General features: G+C 59.8%; 9 protein-coding genes and 1 pseudogene. 5 read left to right on the forward strand and 5 right to left on the reverse strand.

From position 1 onward, the window contains the following. The 4 genes from E1B25_RS21575 to E1B25_RS21595 all read right to left on the reverse strand — a co-directional run. On the reverse strand, positions 1-442 hold a 442-nt coding region (locus E1B25_RS21575), incomplete at its 3' end, for a multicopper oxidase domain-containing protein (protein ID WP_165937726.1). A gap of 12 nt (positions 443-454) precedes the next feature. Beyond that, positions 455-1918 carry a TolC family protein gene (locus tag E1B25_RS21580; protein ID WP_132831635.1) on the reverse strand — a complete coding sequence of 488 codons (1464 nt, stop codon included), beginning with the start codon at positions 1916-1918 and terminating at the stop codon, positions 455-457. 297 nt (positions 1919-2215) lie between these two features. Then, positions 2216-2620 carry a hypothetical protein gene (locus E1B25_RS21590; protein ID WP_165937727.1) on the reverse strand — a complete coding sequence of 135 codons (405 nt, stop codon included), beginning with the start codon at positions 2618-2620 and terminating at the stop codon, positions 2216-2218. Between the two features lie 552 nt (positions 2621-3172). After that, positions 3173-3601, reverse strand: a complete 429-nt coding sequence (locus E1B25_RS21595; protein ID WP_132831638.1) for an RrF2 family transcriptional regulator — start codon at positions 3599-3601, stop codon at positions 3173-3175. A gap of 81 nt (positions 3602-3682) precedes the next feature. Between E1B25_RS21595 and E1B25_RS22300 the strand changes: the two genes are divergently transcribed. The 4 genes and pseudogenes from E1B25_RS22300 to E1B25_RS21610 all read left to right on the forward strand — a co-directional run bounded on the left by E1B25_RS22300 (position 3683) and on the right by E1B25_RS21610 (position 5867). Continuing rightward, positions 3683-3838: a hypothetical protein gene (locus tag E1B25_RS22300; protein WP_165937728.1), complete on the forward strand. Its 156-nt coding sequence runs from the start codon at positions 3683-3685 to the stop codon at positions 3836-3838. Next, positions 3835-4215, forward strand: a complete 381-nt coding sequence (locus tag E1B25_RS21600; RefSeq protein ID WP_206338612.1) for a group III truncated hemoglobin — start codon at positions 3835-3837, stop codon at positions 4213-4215. The genes E1B25_RS22300 and E1B25_RS21600 overlap by 4 nt, the downstream gene beginning before the upstream one ends. Then, positions 4167-4307: pseudogene (locus E1B25_RS21605) on the forward strand (transposase); the annotation flags it as partial. The gene E1B25_RS21600 and the pseudogene E1B25_RS21605, both read left to right, overlap by 49 nt. Positions 4308-4754: 447 nt before the next feature. Next, positions 4755-5867 carry a zinc-binding dehydrogenase gene (locus E1B25_RS21610; RefSeq protein ID WP_132831639.1) on the forward strand — a complete coding sequence of 371 codons (1113 nt, stop codon included), beginning with the start codon at positions 4755-4757 and terminating at the stop codon, positions 5865-5867. Between the two features lie 30 nt (positions 5868-5897). On the opposite strand, the gene E1B25_RS22305 is transcribed toward E1B25_RS21610, so the two are convergent. Further along, positions 5898-6035, reverse strand: coding sequence for a hypothetical protein (locus tag E1B25_RS22305; protein ID WP_165937729.1), 138 nt, complete (start codon positions 6033-6035; stop codon positions 5898-5900). A 124-nt stretch (positions 6036-6159) separates the two neighbouring features. Here E1B25_RS22305 and E1B25_RS21615 point away from each other — a divergent pair, with 124 nt between their 5' ends. Further along, entirely contained in the window at positions 6160-6858 is a 699-nt protein-coding gene (locus tag E1B25_RS21615; RefSeq protein WP_132831640.1) for an acyl-CoA dehydrogenase family protein, read from the forward strand. Positions 6859-7257 lie beyond the last annotated feature (399 nt).

The following is a 7257-nucleotide window of genomic DNA, read 5'->3' on the forward strand; positions in this document are numbered from 1 at the left end:
GGCTGAGCCCGCCGACGCCGTCCATGCCCGAGGGCAGGATCATGCCGTGCCAGTGAACGGTCGTGTGTTCCGGCAGCTTGTTGGTCACGTAAATGCGAACCCGGTCGCCTTCGACCGCCTCGATCGTGGGGCCTGTCGACTGTCCGTTATAGCCCCACAGATGCGCGATCATGCCGTCCGCCAACTCGCGCTCCACCGGTTCAGCAACGAGGTGAAACTCCTTGACCCCATTGTTCATTCGGTGGGGCAAGGTCCAGCCGTTCAAAGTCACGACGGGCGTGTAGTCAGGCCCCGTTGATGGCCGTGGCGTGATCGCCGTAGCGGCCGTGTCCATCTGGGCCGCTTCAGGCAGACCCATATTCGTGGTCTTGCCCCATGCCTGGGAGGAAACGAGCGCGGCCCCCGCGGCGCCGACCCCGAGTAGTTGACGTCTGTTCATCATGTCATCTTCCTTTCAGTGTCCTGCGCCGCCACCGGCGGCAAGTGTTGTGCCTTCTGATGCGGCACTGCCGCTGCCTGAGCCACCGCCGTAGATCGCGGCAGTCAGATCAGCCTGAGCCATGAAAAATTCACGCTTTGCATTGGCAGATTCGAGCGATGCGCCGAGTTTTTCTCGTGCGTCCGCCAGCAGCTCGAATGTGTTGGTGATCATGCCGTTGTAGGACAGCAGCCCCTCCTCCTCGACGGTGTTGCGCAGTGGCACCAGAACGTCGCGGTAGTGGCGCGCGATCTTGTAGGACGCGTGATAGGCGGCCTCGGCGCCGCGCGCTTCCGAGCGCACATTGACAGCCTTTTCGGCGAGCACATTGGCCGCCTGTAGATAGGCCAGTTCTGCCTTTCGCATCCGGGCCTCACCGGTGTCGAAGATCGGAATGGCAAACTCCAATTCGATCTGCGGTGTCGTTTCAGTGCTCGTCCCGCCAGTCACCGCCTCGCGCTCGGCCTCAAAGCCAGCGATGAGTTCAAGATCCGTTACCAGCCGGGTCCGGTCTGTCAGCCCGAACGCCGCCGCCTGCGCCTCAAGGCCCAGCTTGGCCACGCGCAGATCAAATCGATTTTGCAAGGCCCTGCCTTCGACGTTGGTGATCCGCCCCACAGAACGTGGCAAGGCGGGCAAGGCGTCGGGCACATAGTAATCCACGTCCGCCCCCCACAGCCCCATCAGCTGGGTCAGATCTTCCTTGGCGCGGATAGCATTCAGCCGTGCCCGCGCCAGCTGCCCTGCCAGTTCAGCGTTGAAGGCCTGTTCCCGCGCCTGGCCCGCCTTGTTCAGCGCGCCTGTTTCACCCAGCTTGCGCGCCAGTTCGGATCCGGCATCGGATGTGGCCTTGGCCCGTTTGAGATAACTTGCGGTTTCGAAGGCAGCGACCGCATTGATCCAGGCCTGCCGCGTCTGATTGGCCAGGGTGAGCGTGTCGTTTACCGCTGTCAGCTGTGCCGCGCGGAAATTGACATCCGCCAATGCGACCCGCTGTTTGCGGGTCTTGGCATCCAGAATATTGGTCGCGATCATGCTTTCGATCGCGCGATACGCGCCCAGTTCGGCGGCCCCGATGCCTAATACTCCGATCGAGACGATCGGGTTTTCGGGCGTCGCCTGTTGCCATGCATCGGTGGCTGACAGCCCAACATTCGCGTATGCGGCCTGCAAGCCCCTGTTGTTGAGCAAGGCAACCTGAACGGCGGTATCCGCCGAAATCGTCTTGCGCTGCACCATGGCGCGCACTTCGCGGCTCAAGGCTTCGTTTTCCGCCTGAGTTTGCGCAAATGCCGTTCGCTTTCCGATCACCGCCGCGGTCTGGCTCGCCACATTGGCAAACCCTGCCTTGGGCTCGGTGTAGGTTCCCGGAATCGCGCTGGCGCAAGCGCCAAGGATCAACGGAAAACCAACGACAAGAGGGAGGTTCCTGACGCGCATCAATTGCCCTCCGACTGTTCTTGGTTGACCGAGCGCCAGTCGCGCGGGCCGGTGGGGCCGCGATAGGTGTATCCTGCCAAGGGGTCTTGATATTTGATCGGTGAGGATACTGCCGTGTTGGTGACCGCATGTTGTGCTGTCACATTCGGCAGTGGCGCCGGCTCGTAGGCACATGCGCCGAGTGCGAGGGCAGACGCCCCCACAAATGGGTGAAATTTCATGTTGGTAACCTGACTGATATACATCGGGTTCGCGCACGGACATGCGCGAAGCGAAAACCCTGCTAAGGGCCTTGGATCAGATCAGATATTGGGGAGGTCGCAGAAAACCGGACGGTTTGATCGAAGCTGTGCGGCCATGAAGCATCAGGTATTTGCTACGCGTGGCATGAGCAACAAATGCGGCTCCGGGTTCGGTGAGAACGCCCGAAACGCAGATGCCGCTGCAACACTGGCCAGTCCCCTGATCCTCATGATCCGCTTTGGAAGCAGAGCCGCTTTTGTCATGCTTGGAAATCAGGGAGGTAGCGCCATGCGCATGTTCGACAACCGTGTGATCGGCGCTGACTGACGCGACCTGCTGGTTGCTGTGCATGCCTGATGCAGCGTGGGCTGTCGAAGGTGGCAAGAACACCAATGCGCAAGTGATCACAAGGTAAGAGAGCGCCTTGAGACATGCAAAAAGGGGTGTCTTGGACTGCATACTTTGTGTTTGGGGAAAACAAGGACACCTGTCAATCCATTGGAGGGTGAGAGGCTCCAACATTTTCGTGATACCATCAAAGCCGAGCAACCCTGCGCCGATCAGTTCTATGCCTGTCTTGGAACCAACCGGAGTTGCGCCAAGGTCGAGACTGTCGCGAAAGGCCATTTCACCGACGTGAGGGTGACAACCCTACGCTTCGCGGCCCTTGGAAAAGGGAGTAGCATGGGTGATCAGGTGTTTCAGTCCATGAAAGGCTGCTTTTGCCTCCCAGAGTCCAGACCCGAGCACCTGCGGCGAATGCCGGCTTTCCGCCCTTCCTGCCGGCGCGCCGCCTCATGCTGCGCCGAACACGAATGTCGTGGAAGGGCTGCAAGCCGCCTTTCTCCGCAGGCAGCGTGAACGTCTGAGAAGCGCAAAAGCTGCCGATGCAAAGTCACGTCGGCCGGAAGGGGGGGGCGAGGGCGCGAAAGGCCAAGTGAGGACGTCACACGCCAGCCCGATGACCAACTGTCCGTCATCAAGGCGCCAGCAGCCACGCCGATGAAACGTTCATACATCTAAGAGCGCCGCAAATGCGCTGTGAGGCTGCACAACATCTGCCAAGGCATACCCGTCAAGCGTGGCAAAGAACGCCTCTTGCGCTTGGGCGAGCGGGCCCCTCAACCCGCAAGCGGGCAGGATTAGGCAGGATTTGTTTGTCCCGAAACACTCCACCACCGGGTCATCGCGTTTCATCGCCCGGACCACGTCGCCTATGCTGATCAGGTCAGCGCGGCGCCCAAGGGTCAGCCCGCCATTGCGCCCGCGCTCGGAACGGGCAAAGCCTTCAGCAACAAGCTGTGTCGCGACCTTGGCAAGGTGATGTTCTGACAGGTCATAAAGCAATGCGATCTGCGATGTCGGGACACGCGCGGGTGCCCGCACGGCCAGTGTCATCAGAATCCGCAGGGCGTAGTCGGTAAATTTGTCCAGCTGCATGTCGCTATATTTAGCATTTGAAATGCGCAATTAACAGTGCTACATAATGCGCATTATAAATACCATAAAAGGGAGATTCTCATGACAATTACCGAAGCCTTCCTGTGGCCAGGTACCAAAGTCTGCGAAAAAGCGGGCGTCGATCCGGAGGGGGAGGCAGGATTGCTGCGCTGGATGGTCAACACGCTTGTCTATTTGGTGCTTAGCCTGATCGTCGTCTGGATTTTCGTGGTTTGAATATCCCGCCGCGCCTTCCGGTCACTGCGGCTCAAATTCAAACGATCGTGGCAAAGTTCTACGACCGCGTGCGCGTTGACCCTGTGCTTGGGCCGGTCTTTGCAGCCCATGTGGAAGACTGGCCGCCGCACGAGGCAAAGATCAAGCGGTTCTGGCGCAACGCGCTTTTTCTGGAGCGGTGTTATCACGGCAATCCGATGCAGTTTCATGCGGCTGCGGCCGACGTCAAAAGGGACCACTTTGCGGTTTGGCTCTCACTCTTTGATGCTGTCCTTGAACAGGAACTGCCGAAGCCCCTTGGATCTGTCACGCTTTTATGCCGCTTCCGGTGGCATTGCGGCAAACGACCGGTTTCGTCGAAAGCCTGTTGCGCCTAGTCTGACTCGACTGGGCTGTGCCTGAACCCAGCACCCTTTCGCGCGGCCAAAAGACGCTGCCCATGAACATCCCCTATCGCGGCTACAGGGGCTGGCGCTCCACTTCTTGACCTTCTTTGTGGCATCGCTTTGCGTGCAAAGACCGTCGTCACTTTGTCCCACAGAGAGTACATTACGCCGGTTAATGTACTCTCTGTGGGACAAAAACGGTGGTCTATTCGATGCTGCAGCGCATTGAGTGTGAAACAGCGTCGAAGTGTGACCCCTATCTGGATCCGGATAAATGATCTGAAATCAAAACGCTTTTTAGCGTTTTTTGGGGGTCTCTATCGACGCCGATGGAGACCCCGCTAAGCAATTTGAGGGCTCCGCACCAGCCGCGCTTGCCCTGGACGGCGAACCCAACTACCAAAATCCAACCCGAAGCCTCTCGTTATGAACGAGGGACCAATGGGGGCCGGTTCGCAAGGTTGCGCTCAGGTTCATCCTGCGGTTCGACGGAAACGCTTCATCGAAAACACTGAAATCTGGAGATCGACATGGCGACCACTGGCAAGCAACTGTTCACGACGTTGGAAGCGGACGGAACGCTCAGCGTAGCGATCGAGGACGTAACCTTTCCCGAACCGACCGGAAACCAGGTCCTTGTGAAGATGGAGGCAGCGCCGATAAACCCGTCGGACCTCGCTATCCTGGTCGGCGCAGCGGATATGGAAAACGCCAGCTATTCGCCGGGCAAGTTCATCGCGAAGATGCCCGAGCCTTTTAATTTGGGCTCCAAGGCGCGTCACGGCCTTAAGCTCCCTGCTGGGAACGAAGGCGCGGGCACGGTGGTCGCGGCCGGCGACAGTGACGCCGCCAAGGCGCTGATGGGACAGCGCGTCTCTTGTGTGCCGGGCAATGCCTACAGCCAATATTGTATCGCCGACGCCGCCATGTGCCTACCACTGGGCGATCATTCGGCCGAGGATGGTGCCAGCGCCTTCGTCAATCCGATGACTGCTCTGGGCTTCGCCGAGAATGCGAAGATGGACGGGCAGGACGCGATCCTTCACACGGTCGGGGCGTCAAACCTTGGCCAGATGCTGACCCGCATCTGCCAGGAGGATGGTCTCGGTCTGGTGAATATCGTTCGCAAGGACAGCCAAGTCGATCTGCTCAAAGAGCTTGGGTCCACGCATGTCGTCAATTCTTCGAAAGACGACTTCATGGATCAGCTACGCTCCGCGATCGACGACACCGGCGCCTTTTACGGCTTCGACCCGATCGGCGGTGGCCGTTCGGTCGACAAAGCCTTCAAGGCGATGGAGCAGGTCGCGGTGAGCCAGATGACTGAGTATTCGCGCTATGGCTCGAACCAGCCGAAGCGTATGTTCATCTACGGACGGTTGGACACCGGCTCAACGACCCTGTCGCCGAGCTACGGCTTCGGCTGGACGCTCTCGGGATGGCTGCTGTTTCCCTTTCTACAATCGGCAGGAAACGACACCGTCAGCCGCATGCGCCAGCGCGTGCGCGAAAATCTCACGACCACCTTCGCCAGCCACTACAAGAAGCGCGTCAATCTCGACGAGATGCTGACCAAGGAGGCCGTGACCGATTACCGTGCGATGAAGACAGGGGAGAAATACCTCGTGACCCCCTGGTCGTAATAGCGCGTCGCCGGAGCAGCCCCGCTCGGATCAGGGCTGCTCCGGCTTCGGATAGACCGGCAGATGCGGCAGCAGGACGCGGCCCGGCTTTCCTTGGGCAAAGAATGGCGTGTTCACCATGCCTGGATGCAGGCGAGTCACACGACCATCTGCCTCGCCAAGTTCCATGCCGAGATTATCGGCTTACCCCCGGATGAACCACTTGGTTGCTGAATAGACTACCCCCAGATCGCCCCCTGCGAAGCCTGAGATCCTATCAGAACCGTATGTTGATCTGGGAGAGCGCATACCTATGTCATTGCGACGGAAACTCGCCGCCGCAGGTGAAAACCTCGACATCCATACCTTCTCAGCTTCGTGCTCTGGGTTGATGGACTTCATACTGACCGAAGAGCAGCGCATCCTGCGCGATACCCTTAGCCGTTTCATGCAGACCGGGCCGCGAGACACCGATCTGGCCGAACGCTGGCGGGCGCCGGCAGAGCTGGGCGCGCTGGGAATCGGATTCCCCGAGGATCAGGGCGGTCTGGGCGGCGGCCCTCGCGAGATGGAACTGGTGTTGGAGGCCGCCGGCGAAAGCCGCCGGACCGAACCGCTGATCGATGCCCTGGCCATGCCGGGCGCGTCGCTGGTCCGGATCGACCCCGACCGCGTGGCCGAGCTTGGCACCGGCGCGACGATCACCGTTGCGGGTTTTGCCGAAGAGGGGGACCCGGTGGGGCTTTCTCCCGGCGTGGAACTGCGCCACGGCGCTCTGTTCGGACGCAAGACGCTTGTACCGGGCGGCGCTTGTGCCGCGCGCGCATTGGTTTCGGCACGGGACGGCGATCGTTTGGTTTTGGCGGAGGTCGCGTTGGACGGCAATCCGACCCAACCGATGATGGATGGGCAGGACGGGCTTCGCCTGCGCTTCGACGGGACTCCCGCCATCGTTCTGGCCGAGGGTGAGGACGCGGAGGCGGCGATACGGGCGGGCTGCGCATCGCGCTGAGGAAAGGGTCACATGGCTCAAATCTCAGTGGAAATTATCCGTGTATCCGGCTCACTTCTGCGTGGAAATCTACACGAAGCCTTCAAAAATCCCATACTCCGCCCTATTGCACTGGCGCTTTCCGGCATTTTTGACAGCTTCGGTTATCTTCGATATTTTACGCGAAAAGTGTGGAATTGATCGCAGGGCGTCACAACCAGCGAGTGATCTTCACCTGGTTCGAAATACCAAAAATGGTTGTACTTTGGCATCCAGAAAAGCTACGCGACAGGCTTGCCGGTCGTGTCTCGAATCTGGTGGAAATTCTCCGGCGGCGTCCTCCGGGCATGGGGATTTGGGCCTGATCAAGCCGCGAGGTCAAGGCTGATCGGGGCGATGGGCTGAGCCAGGGTTTCCCAG

The organism is Antarcticimicrobium sediminis, assembly GCF_004348975.1.
Lineage (GTDB): Bacteria > Pseudomonadota > Alphaproteobacteria > Rhodobacterales > Rhodobacteraceae > Antarcticimicrobium > Antarcticimicrobium sediminis.